This is a genomic window from Actinobacillus succinogenes 130Z (assembly GCF_000017245.1).
Taxonomy (GTDB): domain Bacteria; phylum Pseudomonadota; class Gammaproteobacteria; order Enterobacterales; family Pasteurellaceae; genus Exercitatus; species Exercitatus succinogenes.
Genome location: NC_009655.1, coordinates 1,630,163 through 1,646,077, shown reverse-complemented (window position 1 = coordinate 1,646,077; position 15,915 = coordinate 1,630,163). Strand labels below are relative to the sequence as shown.

At 39.5% G+C, this 15,915-nt stretch carries 14 protein-coding genes and 1 pseudogene; 9 read left to right on the top strand and 6 right to left on the bottom strand.

All coding sequences use genetic code 11. The features are described from left to right. Positions 1-128: 128 nt before the first annotated feature. Positions 129-1,589: a DASS family sodium-coupled anion symporter gene (locus ASUC_RS07705; protein WP_012073217.1), complete on the top strand. Its 1,461-nt coding sequence runs from the start codon at positions 129-131 to the stop codon at positions 1,587-1,589. 4 nt (positions 1,590-1,593) lie between these two features. Here the strand turns inward: ASUC_RS07705 and yfaE are convergent, their stop codons facing one another. The 4 genes from yfaE to trpB form a co-directional block, all read right to left on the bottom strand. Then, positions 1,594-1,851, bottom strand: coding sequence for a class I ribonucleotide reductase maintenance protein YfaE (gene yfaE / locus ASUC_RS11155; RefSeq protein WP_012073216.1), 258 nt, complete (start codon positions 1,849-1,851; stop codon positions 1,594-1,596). 69 nt (positions 1,852-1,920) lie between these two features. Next, the gene (nrdB, locus tag ASUC_RS07700; RefSeq protein ID WP_012073215.1) at positions 1,921-3,051 is read right to left on the bottom strand and encodes a class Ia ribonucleoside-diphosphate reductase subunit beta; all 1,131 of its coding nucleotides are present in this window, start codon (positions 3,049-3,051) and stop codon (positions 1,921-1,923) included. A 148-nt stretch (positions 3,052-3,199) separates the two neighbouring features. Then, positions 3,200-4,009 (bottom strand): tryptophan synthase subunit alpha, encoded by an 810-nt coding sequence (trpA, locus tag ASUC_RS07695; RefSeq protein WP_012073214.1) that lies wholly within the window; start codon positions 4,007-4,009, stop codon positions 3,200-3,202. Further along, positions 4,009-5,205 carry a tryptophan synthase subunit beta gene (trpB, locus tag ASUC_RS07690; protein ID WP_012073213.1) on the bottom strand — a complete coding sequence of 399 codons (1,197 nt, stop codon included), beginning with the start codon at positions 5,203-5,205 and terminating at the stop codon, positions 4,009-4,011. Before trpB ends, trpA begins: the two co-directional genes overlap by 1 nt. Before the next feature lie 498 nt (positions 5,206-5,703). On the opposite strand from trpB, the gene ASUC_RS07685 reads away from it, so the two are divergent. Continuing rightward, positions 5,704-6,735 (top strand): porin, encoded by a 1,032-nt coding sequence (locus tag ASUC_RS07685; protein ID WP_012073212.1) that lies wholly within the window; start codon positions 5,704-5,706, stop codon positions 6,733-6,735. A 62-nt stretch (positions 6,736-6,797) separates the two neighbouring features. Here the strand turns inward: ASUC_RS07685 and ASUC_RS11400 are convergent. Together ASUC_RS11400 and kdgR are read right to left on the bottom strand one after the other, a co-directional pair. Then, positions 6,798-6,893 (bottom strand): annotated as a pseudogene (locus ASUC_RS11400) (IS3 family transposase); the annotation flags it as partial. 109 nt (positions 6,894-7,002) lie between these two features. Continuing rightward, complete coding sequence (gene kdgR / locus ASUC_RS07680) at positions 7,003-7,800, bottom strand: DNA-binding transcriptional regulator KdgR (RefSeq protein ID WP_012073211.1); 798 nt, start codon at positions 7,798-7,800, stop codon at positions 7,003-7,005. A gap of 227 nt (positions 7,801-8,027) precedes the next feature. Between kdgR and kduD the strand changes: the two genes are divergently transcribed. From kduD to ASUC_RS07645, 7 genes are all read left to right on the top strand, one after another. Further along, complete coding sequence (kduD, locus tag ASUC_RS07675) at positions 8,028-8,783, top strand: 2-dehydro-3-deoxy-D-gluconate 5-dehydrogenase KduD (protein WP_012073210.1); 756 nt, start codon at positions 8,028-8,030, stop codon at positions 8,781-8,783. A 40-nt stretch (positions 8,784-8,823) separates the two neighbouring features. Further along, the gene (locus ASUC_RS07670) at positions 8,824-9,465 is read left to right on the top strand and encodes an RpiB/LacA/LacB family sugar-phosphate isomerase (RefSeq protein ID WP_012073209.1); all 642 of its coding nucleotides are present in this window, start codon (positions 8,824-8,826) and stop codon (positions 9,463-9,465) included. Between the two features lie 59 nt (positions 9,466-9,524). Further along, positions 9,525-10,463, top strand: a complete 939-nt coding sequence (locus ASUC_RS07665) for a sugar kinase (protein ID WP_012073208.1) — start codon at positions 9,525-9,527, stop codon at positions 10,461-10,463. A 9-nt stretch (positions 10,464-10,472) separates the two neighbouring features. Next, a complete protein-coding gene (locus ASUC_RS07660) occupies positions 10,473-11,111 on the top strand; it encodes a bifunctional 4-hydroxy-2-oxoglutarate aldolase/2-dehydro-3-deoxy-phosphogluconate aldolase (RefSeq protein ID WP_012073207.1) in 639 nt (212 codons plus the stop codon). Positions 11,112-11,122: 11 nt separating this feature from the next. Continuing rightward, the gene (locus ASUC_RS07655; RefSeq protein ID WP_012073206.1) at positions 11,123-11,446 is read left to right on the top strand and encodes a cupin domain-containing protein; all 324 of its coding nucleotides are present in this window, start codon (positions 11,123-11,125) and stop codon (positions 11,444-11,446) included. 285 nt (positions 11,447-11,731) lie between these two features. Beyond that, positions 11,732-13,954, top strand: coding sequence for a right-handed parallel beta-helix repeat-containing protein (locus ASUC_RS07650; RefSeq protein WP_012073205.1), 2,223 nt, complete (start codon positions 11,732-11,734; stop codon positions 13,952-13,954). A 197-nt stretch (positions 13,955-14,151) separates the two neighbouring features. After that, a complete protein-coding gene (locus ASUC_RS07645) occupies positions 14,152-15,885 on the top strand; it encodes a sodium:solute symporter family protein (protein ID WP_012073204.1) in 1,734 nt (577 codons plus the stop codon). The last annotated feature ends 30 nt before the right edge of the window (positions 15,886-15,915 follow it).

Genomic DNA, 15,915 nt, shown 5'->3' with positions numbered 1-15,915 from the left:
TTATTCAAACTCATACTGAGTTATGCTAAATTTATTTCGCTATTAAGGAAAATAGTCTAAGAACGACAAAAGGGAATGCCGCGTGTATTCCCTTTTTTATTTTTAACGAGCAAACACAGAGAATTCATATGGAAAGTTCAACTCCTATCCCAAAAGTTGAGGTGAAACTCAATTTTAAATGGCAGGGATTATTAATTGCCATTATTGTCGGCCTTGTCATTTGGGCGATTCCGACGCCTGAAGGATTAAGTACGAAAGCTTGGGGAATGCTGGCGTTATTCGTTGCAACTATTGTTGCTATTATCGCTAAAGCCATGCCGATGGGAGCGGCTACTTTGGTCGCATTAGTGATCAGCGGATTAACCGGATTAACGCCGCTTTCGGCCAAACAGGGTGATGTGGGTATGTTATCCGGTTTTTCTAACGGTACTATTTGGCTAATCGGTATTGCGATGTTTTTATCCCGTGCGGTGATTAAAACCGGGTTGGGTAAACGTATCGCTTTATATTTCGTCGCCCGTTTCGGTAAAAAAATGATGGGCGTGGCTTACGGTATAGCGCTTGCGGATGTGGTTATCGGTCCCGGTATTCCATCTGCATCTGCCCGTGGCGGAGGCATTATGTATCCGATTATGCAGTCCATCGCCGATGCTTATGATTCCAAACCCGGGTCGACGGCAAGACGGGCGGGGGCGTTTTTAGCTATTGCGGTTTCCCAGATCGATACCATTGTCTGTACCATGTTTTTAACCGCTATGGCGGGTAACCCGCTAATTGCGGAACTGGCTCAATCACAGGGCGTCACTATTTCATGGATGACATGGTTTTTAGGAGCTATCGTTCCGGGCATTGTCAGTTTAATCGTGCTGCCTTATTTTGTGTATCTTATCTATCCGCCTGAACTGAAAGATACACCGAAAATGGCGGAAATGGCGCGTAACGAACTGAAAAATATGGGACCGATGCGTAAAGCGGAATGGATTCTGGCTTTAGATTTTATTTTATTGTTATTCCTGTGGACGGTGGGGGATTTGGCTTTCCACATTTCCGCAACGGTTTCTGCATTTATCGGCTTGGTGATTTTGCTGTTAACCAATATTATGAGTTGGAAAAATATTGTATCGGAAACTACGGCATGGGACACTATGTTTTGGTTTGCGGTGTTGGTGATGATGGCGAATGCGTTAAATAAATACGGCGCTATCGCATGGATTTCAACCCATATCTCGTCATTTGTCGGGACATTGGATTGGCCGATTGCTTTTTCCGTTTTAGTGCTGGTGTACTTTTATACTCGTTACTTTTTCGCTTCTGCCATGGCACATATTTCCGCCATGTACTTAGCGTTCGTAGCCGCGGCTATTGCCGTAGGCACACCGCCGATGATTGCCGCAATCGGGTTGGGCTACACATCGACTTTATCCATGAGTTTGACGCAGTATGCGGGCGGTCCGGGGCCGGCATTATTCGGATCCGGTTATAATACGGCCGGTCAGTGGTGGGGTGTGAGTTTTGTGGTTTCGTTACTATCCTTAGCTATTTGGTTTGGTGTCGGCGGTACTTGGATGAAAGTATTGAGCTGGTGGTAAAAGGCTATAATTCCAATTCCACATCGGATTCTAACTGACAACAACAGAGTAGAATTTCACCAGGATTCATAAAGGCAAGGGGCGTTTCTTTATAGGACACCTTGCCTTTTTTGATCTTTGTTCGACAGGCGCCGCAATAACCTGAACGACATTGATATTCATGGCGCACATTATTTGCTTCCAGCGTCGCGAGCAAGGACGTACGATTGGAATGTGTAATAACCGAATCGGTTAGTGTTAAATGAACTCGATAGATTTTCATAATAGTTAAAAAGATCAAAGTGCGGTCGGAAAATCAAAAAATTTTCGACCGCACTTTTGTCAAATGGGATTACAGATCAAAATCGCCGAAATCGTCGGCATCCACTTTTGAGTCGATTTGCCCGACAAGATAAGAACTGACTTCCACTTCCTGCGGTGCGACTTGAACATTGTCAGACACCAACCAAGCGTTAATCCAAGGAATCGGGTTGGAACGCGCTTCGAACGGCAATGGCAAACCTACCGCCTGCATGCGGATATTAGTGATGTATTCTACATATTGAACCAAAATATCTTTATTTAAGCCGATCATGGAACCGTCTTTAAATAAATAATCTGCCCAGGCTTTTTCCTGTTCCGCTGCCGCCACAAATAAATCGTAGGCTTCCTGTTTGCATTCTTCCGCAATTTCGGCCATTTCCGGATCGTCCTGACCGGCGGCCATAATGTTCAGAATGTGTTGTGTACCGGTTAAGTGCAAGGCTTCGTCGCGTGCGATAAATTTAATAATTTTGGCGTTGCCTTCCATTAATTGGCGCTCGGCAAAGGCGAAAGAACAGGCGAACGACACATAGAAACGGATGGCCTCCAAGGCGTTAACGCTCATTAAACACAGGTATAAACGTTTTTTCAGATTGCGTAAAGTAACCGCGCATTCTTTGCCGTCAACCTGATAAGTGCCTTCACCGTATAAGCTGTAAAGTTGGCTGTCGCGAATTAAATCATCATAGTAAGCGGAAATATCTTTTGCCCGTTTGATGATTTCTTCATTAGTGACGATGTCATCAAACACAATGCTCGGATCATTCACAATATTGCGAATAATGTGAGTGTAGGAGCGGCTGTGAATCGTTTCGCTGAATGTCCAGGTTTCAATCCAGGTTTCCAATTCCGGAATTGAAACTAAAGGTAATAACGCCACATTCGGACTACGTCCTTGGATGGAATCCAATAAGGTTTGATATTTTAAGTTACTGATAAAAATGTGTTTTTCGTGATCAGGCAGTGCAGCGTAGTCGATGCGGTCTTGCGATACGTCCACTTCTTCCGGACGCCAAAAGAAGGAGAGTTGTTTTTCAATCAGTTTTTCAAAGGTTTCGTATTTTTGTTGGTCATAGCGTGCGACGTTGACGTTTTGCCCGAAAAACATGGGTTCGAGAAGTTGATCGTTTTTATTTTGGGAGAAAGTGGTATATGCCATGAGTTGTTGCCTTAAATTAGAAAAAATTTGTCCGAGTATTTTACTTGAGTTTTAATAAAATAGAAAGGCGAATGGATTCCATTCGCCTTAACGGATTAGAGATGAATAAATAAAAAACGATCAAAAATTCGACCGCACTTTTATGCCGTCAGACGTGCGTCGCCGCTTTCATTTCACGTGTAAATCGAGCTAATTCCTGCAAACAAGCAGGGTGGTTATCCAGATTTTTTTCAATAATTTTCACCGTGGCGGAACCGGATATCGCCCCGGACGTACCTAATGTTAAGGCTTGTTTAACCTGTTCCGGTCTGGCGATGCCGAATCCTTGCAAAATCGGCGCGGCATTATGGGCTTTTAACCGTTCGACTAACGTATCTAAATTTGCGGCATGAGATTGGTTTTCCGCACTGGTGACGCCTGCACGGGAAACCAAATAAGTATAACCTTCTGTGTGGCTTGCCACGCCGGCAACGGTTTTTTCATCGGCATTCGGCGGACAGATAAAGACCGGTTGAATTCCGTGTTTTTTCGCAGCAGTTACATAATCTTTACAGGCAAGCAACGGAATATCCGCCACCAATACGGCATCTACGCCCGCTTCCGCACATCGTTGGTAGAATTTATCGAGGGTTTGCGCATAAATTAAGTTGGCGCAAAGCAGCAAACTGATCGGAATTTCCGGATATTTTGACCGCACTTTTGCCAGTAATCGAAAGCTTTTCTCAGTACTGCAACCGGCATTTAATGCACGATTGTTGGCGGCTTGAATAACCGGACCGTCTAGCAATGGATCGGAGAACGGAAAACCCAGTTCCAGTGCATCGGCACCGTTATCCGCTAAGGTACAAATGATGTCGAAAGAACGGTCGAAATCGGGGTCGCAAAGGGTAACGAACGGAACGAAAGCACCTTCGTTTTTAGCTTGTAATTGAGCAAATAAGGTATCGAAACGGGACATTACAGTTCTCCTTTTGCGCGTAAAATTTTATCGACGGTAAAAATATCTTTATCGCCGCGACCGGATAAATTCACCACCAACAGTTGTTCTTTCTCGGGATTTGATTTTATCATTTTCAGTGCTTGCGCCAAGGCATGGGAACTTTCCAATGCCGGAATAATGCCTTCGTGTTTGGCTAATTCCTTGAATGCGGCAAGGGCTTCGTCATCGGTAATGCTTGGGTATTCGGCCCGCCCGATGGAATTCAGATAGGCATGTTGAGGCCCGACGGAAGGGAAGTCAAGCCCTGCGGAAATACTGTAAGATTCTTCAATTTGTCCGTCCTCGGTCTGCATAATCGGGGATTTCATACCGAAATAAATACCGGTTTTACCATGTTTCAGCGGCGCACCGTGTTCGCCGGTTTCAATACCTTTTCCTGCCGGTTCTACGCCGATTAACCGTACATTAGTTTCATCAATGAAATCGGTAAACATGCCGATGGCATTCGAACCGCCGCCTACTGCGGCAATTACAGCATCAGGCAGGCATCCTTCTTTTTCAAGAATCTGACGTTTAGTTTCTTCTCCGATCATTTTTTGGAATTCGCGTACAATGGTAGGAAAAGGATGCGGACCTGCCGCCGTTCCCAGTAAATAATGGGTGTTTTCGTAATTGGCGGACCAATCTCGCATAGCTTCACAGCAGGCATCTTTTAACGAACAGGAACCTTTTTCTACGGGAACCACTTCGGTTCCCATTAAACGCATACGAAACACATTCGGTGATTGACGTTCCACATCTTTTGAACCCATGTATACGCGACAAGGCATATCCAACATGGCGCAGGCGAGCGCTGTAGCAACACCGTGCTGACCTGCACCGGTTTCCGCAATAATGCGTGTTTTTCCCATGCGTTTGGCAAGTAAAATTTGCCCAAGTACCTGATTTGTTTTATGAGCGCCGCCGTGCAGTAAGTCTTCTCGTTTGAGATACAGTTTAGTTTTCGTGCCTTTAGTGAGGTTACGACAGAGTGTCAACGCTGTGGGGCGACCAGCATAATTTTTAAGTAAATCTTGAAATTCTTGTTGAAAATCCGGATCGTTTCGGGCTTCCACGAATGCTTTTTCTAATTGTTGTAATACAGGAACTAAAATTTCCGGCACATACATGCCCCCGAATTCACCAAAATAAGGATTTAAAATAGTGTCCGACATAACTCTTCCTTTGTGTAAAAGATTATGCCGATCATACTAGTTAACTAGTACAAAAAAGTAAAGGAGTTTTTGATAAATTTGCATAAAATAAATTTGATTTTTCAGGGTTCTGTTTTACATATTTGAATGTCGCTTTTCAATATGCCTGTCCCTTTTATCGTAAATATGCCCCGATATTGTGATGTGGATCACAAAAATGAAATTTTGTTTCATTAAAAGTAATTTTAATTAAAAATAAATGAAACTGAATTTTAATATTTAATTGTTTTTTTAATTAAATCAATGGGTTAATTTTTGTTTTAAAAATTTAATTAATTGATGTTTTTTTTAAAAATGTGATTTCGATCACATTTTAAAACCATATTTCAATTTTATAACATATTGATATTTAAGGACTTTTGTGTTTTCGTGAAATTTGACATATTTAAAGTTTCTTTTTAAATTCAGTGCACGTTCATGGGATATCAATTTGTTTAAACAACCTAAGGTGGGCTAAGTATGAAAAAAACACTCCTTACAGTAGTAACGGTAGCGGCATGTTATTCAAATGTTGTAGGTGCTGCCACGATATATAACAGTGACGGTGCAAAACTTAATTTAGACGGCAGGGCATCATTTGAATTAATTAATCGAACAAACAAAAGAACGGATCTTATCGACCGAGGATCACGGGTGAGAATTCATGGTTATCAAGATATTGGCGGTGGCTTTAAAGCATTAGCGAATCTTGAAATTCGATTTACCAAAGACGGTGATATCGGTAATCAAATATATACCAAACGTTTATATGGCGGTTTTCAACATCAATATGGTACGTTGACATTTGGTAAACAGGCTTTATTAGGGGACAGCATCGGTTATTCTAACTTTACTTATGAATTAGGTAAAATCACTATGATGCCTAAAGACGGAGATAAAGCGGTTCGTCTATTAACCAGTGATTTTTATGGTTTCCGTTTCGGTGCCGACTATATATTCGGTACGGCAACGAAATATGATGACGACGGTCGTGAATTAGCCGATAAAAACCAAGGTTATGAGGCAGCTATTTTTTACAATAATAAATTCTCCGGTATCAATGTTAAAGGCGCTTTGGGTTACGCACAGCAAAAAAGCGGAACTTTAGCCAAAGATGAATATGATAAAAAATCTATCAGTACTTCATTGCAATTGGCTTATGAGAAAGTTGCTGTGGGATTTGACTGGACCAGAGGTAAATCGCCCGAAGGTAAAAAAGACTTTAAATTCCGTGTCGGTAACAGTAAATTTGAAAAACTTAATTTATTTGAAGTCGGGACTAAATATTCCGTTACCGATAAAAATAACGTATATGCCGAATATCTATGGGGAGTAGGTGAAATTGCGGGCAAGGAGGATAGTAAATACAGAGGTTGGTTTTTGGGGGCGGATCACCAATTTAATAAACGTGTTATTACGTATTTAGAAGGTGGTTCTTTCAAAACCAAACAATCCGGTAATACGATTGAAAAAGAAAAACGTATTGCTCTGGGACTACGTGTGTACTTCTGATTTTAGCGCAGATATTAATAAAACCGCATAAAAAAATGATCTGACGCCGAAAAGTTAGACTATTATTTGAAGGGCTGTTTCCTATATTCAATAGGGTTCAGTCCTTTTAATTTTAACCATATCCGTTCTTCATTAAAATAACGGATATAGTCGTGAATGTATGGTTATATTATTGTCATAAAAAATCTGCACCTTAATCAGTTGGTGGTTTAGTCCAACTTTTGGGGGCAGATTAAAATTGCGGTTTTTTTATATCTGAATCAATCATTATTCTACCGGTAGAATAGCCGGATAATCATGATAACCTAGTTGTTCCGAAATGTTTTTACCGGCCGTTTGTAACAAATTTACTAAGTAGGGTAATTTTTCTTCTTCAAAACGGATAGTCGGAATCGAAATAGAAAGACCGGCGATAATTCGTCCAAAACGATTATAAATTGGCGCCCCGATACAACGTAAACCGGGTTCTTGTTCTTCATTATCTTCGGCGTAGTGCTGCTGACGGACTGTTTCTATCTCCCGAATAAGCTGGGTGATATTTTCTAGTGTTTTATCCGTATGTTTGACAAACGTAACATCGGCTAATAAGGATTTTATTTCTTTATCGCTGAATCCGGAAAGTAATACTTTACCTATTGCCGTACTATAAGTTGGGTTTCTGCGTCCAATGCGGGAATACATTCTTAGGTTATAACTGGAGTCAATTTTATGTAGATAGATAATTTCAGAACCGTCTAATGTTCCTAAATGTAGCGTTTCATTAGTTTGTTTGGAGATATAGGACATTTCCTGATTGGCTAAAGCAATGATATCGACATATTCTAACGCTTTGGCACCAACTTCAAAGAGTTTTAACGTTAGGCTATATTTTTCTGTTTCCCCTTCTTGTGTAACGAATCCTAGTATTTTCATGGTTTGTAAAAAACGGTAAGTAGTACTTTTGGACATCATAAGACGCTGGGCAAGTTCCGTAATGCCTATTTCTTTTTGTTCTGCGAGGGCTTCGATGATACCAAAAACTTTTAGTACGGAAGAGACCGCTTCGGGCTGGTTTCCTTTTTCCATAATAATTTTCCCTATTGTTTGTATGCTAATGTTCAATAATCAGTCCTCTACATCATACCACAAATAATAATGTTTAAAAAATGTATCTATATTATATCTGATTAAAATTGAAATTGTATTTCAGAAATATTGCAAAATATTTTTATTGTATTATAATGCAGTCAAACAAAGGCAAAAGTTATGTTGTTTATAACTTTAATATTCATATTCTATATAGGAGAATTTATATGAATTTATTTGATTTAACAGGAAAGGTTGCGCTTGTAACCGGTTGTAATACCGGTTTAGGACAAGGCATGGCTTTGGGCTTGGCTCAGTCCGGTTGTGATATCGTCGGAATTAACCTTGTTGAACCTTTGGAAACCAAGGAAAAAATCGAAGCTACGGGGCGTAAGTTTGTTAATATCGAAGCGAATTTGATGAAACAAGAAGGGCTTGCCGACATCGTAGAAAAAGCAGTAGGTGTTTTTGGTAAAATTGATATTTTAGTAAATAATGCCGGTATTATCCGTCGTGAAGATGCTATTGATTTTTCCGAACAAAACTGGGACGACGTAATTAATATTAATTTAAAAACGGTATTCTTTCTTTCTCAACTTGTAGCTAAACAATTTATTGCCCAAGGTCATGGCGGTAAAATCATTAACGTGGCATCAATGCTTTCTTTCCAAGGCGGTATTCGTGTGCCTTCGTATACGGCATCAAAAAGTGCGATTATGGGAATAACTCGGGCAATGGCAAACGAGTGGGCAAAATACAATATTAATGTAAATGCCGTCGCACCGGGCTATATGGCAACGGATAATACAGCGGCATTGCGTGCGGATGAAACCCGCAGCAAAGAAATTTTAGATCGTATTCCGGCAGGCCGTTGGGGTACGCCGAGTGATTTAGTGGGACCTTGCGTATTTCTGGCTTCCGCAGCCGGTGATTATGTAAACGGTTATACCGTCGCGGTTGACGGCGGTTGGTTAGCGCGTTAATCGAATTAAAAGAATTTATTATTTAAATAAGGAAATCAGTATGAAAATTGCATTAATGATGGAAAACAGCCAAGCGGCAAAAAATGCCGTAGTGTTAAAAGAGCTGAAAGATGTTGTGGATTCTAAAGGTTATTCGGTATTTAATGTCGGAATGGCTAATGAAAACGACCATCACTTAACTTATATTCATTTAGGTATTATGGCAAGTATTTTGCTTAACTCTAAAGCCGTGGACTTTGTGGTAACCGGCTGCGGCACAGGACAGGGGGCAATGATGTCGCTTAATTTACATCCCGGTGTTGTATGCGGATATTGCCTTGATCCGGCGGATGCGTTTTTATTCTGTCAGATTAATAACGGTAATGCGCTTGCTTTGGCCTTTGCCAAAGGTTTTGGCTGGGGCGCCGAATTAAACGTTCGCTACATGTTTGAAAAAGCTTTTACCGGCATTCGCGGTGAAGGTTATCCGGTTGACCGCAAAGAACCGCAGGTACGTAATGCGGGTATTTTGAATGAAGTGAAAAAAGCGGTAGCGAAAGATAATTACTTGGACACTTTACGTGCAATTGACCCTGAATTGGTGAAAACTGCAGTCAGCGGCGAACGTTTCCAACAATGTTTCTTCGAAAATTGTCAGGATAAAGAAATCGAAGCCTTTGTTCGTGAAGTATTAGCAAGATAGCAACCATATTAAACCTACTTAGTTGTTCTAAGTAGGTTTAATCCAATTGAGGCTTGATAATGAAAAAAATAGCGATTTTGGGCGAATGTATGATTGAGCTGAACGGTAAACCTTTTGGTCAAATGCGTCAAACTTACGGAGGTGATACCCTAAATACGGCAACCTATTTAGCCCGCGTTACTCGAAAGGATCAAGTTGACATTTCTTATGTATCGGTGCTAGGCAAGGATAATCTGAGTTTAGCTATGTTGGCGCATTGGCAGGACGACGGCATTAACACAGATTGTGTTTTGTTAGACCAAAAACGCCAGCCGGGATTATATTTAATTCAGTTGGATGATAAGGGCGAACGGACGTTCCTTTATTGGCGGAGTCAATCGGCAGCCCGTTATTTATTGCAGCATGAAGGTTATGCTGAAGTACTGACGAAATTAGCAACGGTGGATATGATTTATCTAAGCGGAATTTCGCTTGCAATTTTGCCGGAAAATGACCGCACTTTGTTGATTAAACAACTCAAGAATCTGAAAAAGACGGGAGTAAAAATTGCGTTTGACAGCAATTATCGTCCGGCATTATGGGATAATCTTCAGCAAACACAAGCTTGTTATCAAGCCCTATTATCTTTAGTGGATTTAGCCTTGGTGACTTTTGATGACGAGCAATCCTTGTGGCAGGATGAAAACGTCCAACAGACAATTTCTCGTTTAGCTGGATTGGGTATTGATACTATTGTAGTGAAATCAGGTGAAGATGGTGCCGTTTTTTATCATAATGGTGAAACACAACAAGTTGTTACTGAAATTGTACGACAAGTTGTGGATACAACATCGGCAGGCGATGCTTTTAATGCTGGCTTTTTAAACGGTTATTTGCAGCAAAAATCTTTGTTTGAGAGCTGCCAACGAGGAAATAAACTTGCCGGTATAGTGATTCAGCATAAAGGCGCTATCATTGACAAAGAGGCAACTAAACATTTAATTCGGGAATTTAATTAAGGAATCATTATGGCTTATACGACAACCCAAATTATCGAAAAACTGAGAACGTTAAAAATTATTCCTGTTATTGCTCTAGATGATGCGGAAGATATTTTACCCTTAGCCGCTACTTTAGCTAAAAACGGATTGCCTGTCGTGGAAATTACTTTTCGGTCTGTCGCAGCTGAAGATGCTATTCGGTTATTGCGTAAAAATAACCCTGATATTTTAATTGCTGCCGGCACGGTACTTACGCCGGATCAAGTAGTTAGAGCCAAAAACGCCGGTGCGGATTGTATTGTAACTCCAGGATTTAACCCTAATATTGTACATTTATGCCAGGAATTGAATATTCCGATTATACCGGGTGTAAATAATCCGATGGCAATCGAAGGAGCCTTGGAACTGGGTATTACAACAGTAAAATTCTTCCCAGCTGAAGCCTCTGGCGGGGTAAATATGATTAAGGCGTTATTAGGTCCTTATCAGCAATTACAAATTATGCCTACCGGCGGAATTAATATAAACAATATTCAAGATTATCTGACCATACCGAATGTTGTTGCCTGTGGAGGTTCGTGGTTTGTAGAGAAATCATTAATTGCGAACAAACGATGGGATGAAATTGGTCATTTAGTTCGTGATGTACTGTCGTTGGTTAAATAGGGGAACAGAAAATGTTTGTTTATAATTGCGAAATACCATTAGAAGATCTTGGCGGCGGTGTGCAACGTAAAATTCTTGCATACAGTGAAAATATTATGTCTGTTGAAGTTCACTTTGAGCAGGGTGCAATAGGTGCATTGCATAGTCATCCGCATGAGCAATTAACATACGTATTATCCGGTAGTTTTGAATTTACTATCGGCGATGAAACAAAAATTGTTAATGCAGGAGACGTACTTTATAAGCAACCGAATGTAGTACACGGATGTGTGTGTTTGGAAAAAGGTGTGCTGCTTGATACTTTTACACCTATGAGAAAAGATTTTATTAAATAAATTTTCATTTGCATATATTTTTTGAGCACTACTTTTATGGTTGATTATGTACATAAAAGTCTTTGGGACAATCATTTTAATGATTTGTCCCATTTTTATGATTTTTAAAAGGTAGCCAACGATATCTTCCTTGTTGTTATATCCACATGTAAAACTTCTCGTCTACATTATTAAAATAATGTTTCAAAATAAGATCTCGATCACGTTTTTATAAATAAAATTGTGTTATATTATTCAATATTCATTAAACAAGAAAAGTAATCCTCTAGATTTAAGGAGAACATTATGACAAATAAAAATTTGGCAACACTTTTTTATTTAACATTATTTTCAGCATCAAGCATGGCGGCAACGATTAACCCAAATGAGCTTATTTGGAAAAGCGTAGCATTCGGACAGTCAACGGATCTTAATTTTGGTTCGACTATTTTGCCGGAAAAAGTCGGTATAAATAAAACGACGGTTAATGGCCACCCCGTTCAGGAAGGAGCGTTAGCATCTAAATTTACTATTGAAAGTCGAGGTGGTAAATTGGCAAACTCCCATGAAGGCGTCACTTACTATTATACGGAATTACCAATTAATACCAATTTTATTATTTCAGCCGACGTACATTTGGAACAATTAGGACCGGAAACAGGAGCAAAACCAAATAGACAGGAAGGTGCCGGTATTATGGTACGTGATATTGTAGGTAAACCTCGTGCCGAACCCCAATCTATAGGATACGAAGAATTTCCGGCTGCTTCAAATATGGTAATGAATTTATTACGCAGTAATACTAGGGCGCATAACGGTAAAATTAATATTAATGCCTCTTATCGAGAAGGTATCAAGGATCCTTGGGGAACGGCAGGTAATAGATTGGTAAGAGAAGACTATTCGGAAGGTATTGATTTTGAAAATAAAGTTATTCATTTAACGCTTGAGAAAAATGAACAGGGTTTTGTGATGAGTTACAAGCAGAATGGTAAGGAGTATAAGAAAACATTAGATAAAGTGAATCCGGGGATCCTGGCGAATCAGAATGCGGATACGCAATATTTAGGGTTCTTTGCTTCCCGTAATGCAAAAATAACCGTGGAAAATGTTGATTTAAAACTTACCGATGGAAAAAAAGTAGAGGCGGCGAAATTTACTTCAAACCCTATGCCTTTAGTGGTGAATATCGAATCTTCTACTAAGACAATTGACGATGATTATGTCTTTCAGGCGAGAGCAAATTATGACGGAGCTTTTATTTTACGGCAAGGAAATAAAACATTATTTAAATCACCGGTTATAAAAGCAGGCGAATATGTTCAACATAAAATAAAGCTCAATCAACATAAAACGGATTTAAATGTACGGTTTGTACCGGAAAATAAATTAAAAGAAAACGGATTTGAGCAAAGTTTCAGTATCGAAAAATATCAGTTAAAAAATCCAAAACTATTATATGTTGCAACAAACGGTAGTATCGAGGGTGACGGCTCAATAGAAAAACCATTGAATTTAACTACCGCACTTGAATTATTACCTCCGGGTGGAACGATTCAACTGCAACCGGGTGAATACGCTTCCGTGACGCTTGATACGACTATGAGCGGATTAAAAGGTTTACCTAAAACCTTAAAAGGCGTCGAAGGAAAAGTTAAATTTGTCGGTGAAGTTCTGCATCAAGCAAGTTTCTGGAATGTAGAAAATATTGAAGTGGCGGGTGCAAGTCTAATTGTTCAAGGGAGTCATAATAATTTTAGTCATATTATTACTCACGATGCGCCGGATACAGGTTTTCAAATTACTTCACCTGAAAAAATCGGTAGACCATTATGGGCAAGTTATAATGTAGTCACGGACAGTATCAGTTTTAACAATATGGATGAGTCACAAATTAACGCTGACGGTTTTGCGGCTAAAATGCGAATCGGCGACGGTAATACCTTTATTCGTTGTATTTCTCACCATAACATAGATGATGGCTGGGATTTATTTAATAAAGTGGAAGACGGTCCGAATGGCGTAGTCACAATTGAAGATTCGATTTCTTTTATGAATGGACAGACATTGAAATTAACGAGTAAAAGTGCATCTATAGGTAATGGGTTTAAATTGGGCGGTGAAGGTCTACCTGTTAACCATGTTATTAAAAACAGCATTTCTTTCCGTAATAACATGGATGGCTTTACCGATAATTTTAATCCGGGTACTTTCACTGTCGAGAACAATGTATCAATCGATAATAAACGATTTAATTATCTGTTCAGAAAGAGCCCGTATGAAAACGGACCTAAGCAAGGTATTTTCAATAATAATCGCTCATTCAGATTTCATCAGGAAAGTAAATATATTGATGTAGTTAATGGTAGCATATTGAATAATAATGAATTTTTAACAACATCAGCAATGACTGAAGCAAAATCGGAAGTATTAAAAAAATTGCAAAAATTAACTGATGTAAAATTTTCTGAGGATAATTCGGGATTGGAGGAAGTGAAGAAAATTCAGGCACTGTTACGCTCACTTTAGTTAAAATTATGAGAAACAGCACATTTATGAATGTGCTGTTTTTTTGTTGATTTTTAATTAATAAAAAGCAGTTTTATTTTATAAAATATTTTATCATTAAAAATAAAATTTTGTTTCAAAAATAGATCTAGATCACATTAATTATTTTTTCACTATGTTAAATTACCCCCATAGTTAAAACAGATTGGAGAAAAATTATGAATATTGATTATCTTGTTATGGCTGGTTATTTTGCATTAATCATTACAATCAGCTTATTGTTTAAAAAAATGGCAAGTAATAGTACAAGCGATTATTTCCGAGGCGGCGGTAAAATGCTTTGGTGGATGGTCGGAGGAACAGCTTTTATGACGCAATTTTCCGCATGGACATTTACCGGTGCGGCAGGTAAAGCGTTCAATGACGGCTTATCCGTAATCGCCGTATTCGTCGGTAATATGGTTGCTTATGCCTGCGCCTATTGGTATTTCGCAAGACGGTTTAGACAAATGCGTGTAGATACGCCGACAGAAGCGGTTGGTCGTCGTTTTGGAAAAAGCAATGAACAATTTTTTACTTGGGTAATTATTCCGCTTAGTGTCATTAATGCCGGTGTGTGGTTAAACGGGTTGTCCGTGTTTGCTTCAGCGGTATTTGATGCGGATATTACTATGACGATTTATGTAACTGGTATTTCAGTATTATTGATTTCGTTATTAAGCGGTGCATGGGGTGTCGTCGCATCGGATTTCGTGCAAATGCTCGTCGTTGCGGTTATTTCTGTTGCTTGCGCTATTGTCGGTTTAGTAGTTATTGGCGGTCCGAGTGAAATCATTAATCGTTTTCCGGGTGGTTTTGTGACCGGTCCGGATATGAATTATCCGCTTATTTTAATTTGTACCTTCCTTTTCTTTATCGTTAAACAACTGCAAAGTATCAATAATATGCAAGACTCTTATCGTTTTTTAAATGCGAAAGATTCTAAAAATGCAAGTAAAGCAGCAATCTTTGCGTTGTTATTAATGCTTATCGGTACAATTATTTGGTTTATTCCACCTTGGGTAACGGCAATTATTTATCCTGAAGCCCCGTCTCTTTATCCGCAATTAGGTAAAAAAGCATCGGATGCGGTCTATCTTGTCTTTGCTAAAAATGTCATGCCGGCCGGTACCATCGGCTTACTGATGGCGGGTTTATTTGCCGCGACAATGTCTTCTATGGACTCTGCTTTAAACCGTAACTCAGGTGTATTTGTTCGCAGTTTCTATGCTCCGATAGTGCGCAAAGGGAAAGCGGACGACAAAGAATTATTACGTACCGGTCAAATCGTATGTGTAATTAACGGTATCTTAGTTATCTTAATGGCACAATTCTTTAATTCCTTAAAACACTTAAGTTTGTTTGATTTAATGATGCAGGTTGCGACCTTATTACAATCACCTATTTTAGTACCGCTATTCTTGGGTATTATTATCCGTAAGACACCAAAATGGGCACCTTGGGCAACGGTATTATTCGGCATGTTTGTGTCATGGTCTGTGGTAAAAATCTTTACGCCGGAATATGTAGCAGGTTGGTTTGGTGTTGATGATCTCACTAAACGCGAAATTTCCGAATTAAAAGTAATTATTACTATTGCGGCACATCTAATTTTCACTGCGGGATTCTTCTGCTTAACCGCATTATTTTATAATGAAGCGAAGGATGATAATAAACAAAGAAGAATGGCATTTTTTAAAGATGTAGATACCGAATGTATCGCTGAAGAAGGTCAAGATGAGATAGACCGTTTGCAACGTAAAAAACTAAGCATTTTAGTTATGTTAATGGCGGCAGGCCTTCTGCTGATGATTATTATTCCTAATCCGCTGTGGGGCAGAGCGTTATTTGCCTGCTGTTCATTGGCCATTTTTGCGGTGGGCTACGGTCTTAAGCGAAGTGCGGAAATATAAAGAATTAATTTAACTTATTGCAATAAATGG

Excerpts from the sequence above, each read along its gene's own strand:
- ASUC_RS07705 (WP_012073217.1), top strand. The coding sequence starts at position 129 with ATGGAAAGTTCAACTCCTATCCCAAAAGTTGAGGTGAAACTCAATTTT.
- yfaE (WP_012073216.1), bottom strand. The coding sequence starts at position 1,851 with ATGAAAATCTATCGAGTTCATTTAACACTAACCGATTCGGTTATTACA.
- nrdB (WP_012073215.1), bottom strand. The coding sequence starts at position 3,051 with ATGGCATATACCACTTTCTCCCAAAATAAAAACGATCAACTTCTCGAA.
- trpA (WP_012073214.1), bottom strand. The coding sequence starts at position 4,009 with ATGTCCCGTTTCGATACCTTATTTGCTCAATTACAAGCTAAAAACGAA.
- trpB (WP_012073213.1), bottom strand. The coding sequence starts at position 5,205 with ATGTCGGACACTATTTTAAATCCTTATTTTGGTGAATTCGGGGGCATG.
- ASUC_RS07685 (WP_012073212.1), top strand. The coding sequence starts at position 5,704 with ATGAAAAAAACACTCCTTACAGTAGTAACGGTAGCGGCATGTTATTCA.
- kdgR (WP_012073211.1), bottom strand. The coding sequence starts at position 7,800 with ATGGAAAAAGGAAACCAGCCCGAAGCGGTCTCTTCCGTACTAAAAGTT.
- kduD (WP_012073210.1), top strand. The coding sequence starts at position 8,028 with ATGAATTTATTTGATTTAACAGGAAAGGTTGCGCTTGTAACCGGTTGT.
- ASUC_RS07670 (WP_012073209.1), top strand. The coding sequence starts at position 8,824 with ATGAAAATTGCATTAATGATGGAAAACAGCCAAGCGGCAAAAAATGCC.
- ASUC_RS07665 (WP_012073208.1), top strand. The coding sequence starts at position 9,525 with ATGAAAAAAATAGCGATTTTGGGCGAATGTATGATTGAGCTGAACGGT.
- ASUC_RS07660 (WP_012073207.1), top strand. The coding sequence starts at position 10,473 with ATGGCTTATACGACAACCCAAATTATCGAAAAACTGAGAACGTTAAAA.
- ASUC_RS07655 (WP_012073206.1), top strand. The coding sequence starts at position 11,123 with ATGTTTGTTTATAATTGCGAAATACCATTAGAAGATCTTGGCGGCGGT.
- ASUC_RS07650 (WP_012073205.1), top strand. The coding sequence starts at position 11,732 with ATGACAAATAAAAATTTGGCAACACTTTTTTATTTAACATTATTTTCA.
- ASUC_RS07645 (WP_012073204.1), top strand. The coding sequence starts at position 14,152 with ATGAATATTGATTATCTTGTTATGGCTGGTTATTTTGCATTAATCATT.